The organism is Martelella sp. UBA3392, assembly GCF_002358775.1.
In the GTDB taxonomy this organism is placed as follows: Bacteria; Pseudomonadota; Alphaproteobacteria; order Rhizobiales; family Rhizobiaceae; genus Martelella; species Martelella mediterranea.
In genome coordinates, this window is the sequence record NZ_DEPM01000141.1 from 568 (window position 1) to 975 (window position 408).

Below are 408 nucleotides of genomic sequence, written 5' to 3' on the forward strand. Positions count from 1 at the left end.
GGCAGCAGCACGCCGGTGACCAGCGATCCCTTCTGGATCGGCACCACGATGCGGGTCATCCGATGGAACCAGCCCGATCCCGCGACCTGCGCGGCCTCCTCCGGCTCCTTGCCGAGCTGCATCATCGCCGAGATGCCGGCGCGCGAGGCATAGGGCATCTGGTCGGCGATCAGCGCCAGGATCAGGATCGCCATCGTGCCGTAGAGCGCCGGTATCGGGCCGCGCTGCACGGCAAACAGCGAAAGATAGGCCGCCGCGAAGGCGATGCCCGGCACCAGATAGGGAAAGAACGTCACCTGCCTGAGGAAAGTGCCGAGCGGGCGCAGCGGCGTGCGCACCACGGCGTAGCCGACCAGCAGTCCCAAAAGGCCCGAGACGACCGAGGCCGAGCCGACGATCCACAACGTG

The 408-nt window shown here is 67.9% G+C and carries 1 protein-coding gene; it reads right to left on the bottom strand.

Going from position 1 to position 408, the window contains the following annotated elements:
- Nucleotides 1-408, bottom strand: a 408-nt coding sequence (locus tag B4E36_RS10465) for an ABC transporter permease subunit (RefSeq protein ID WP_345900320.1), incomplete at both ends; no start/stop codon positions are given.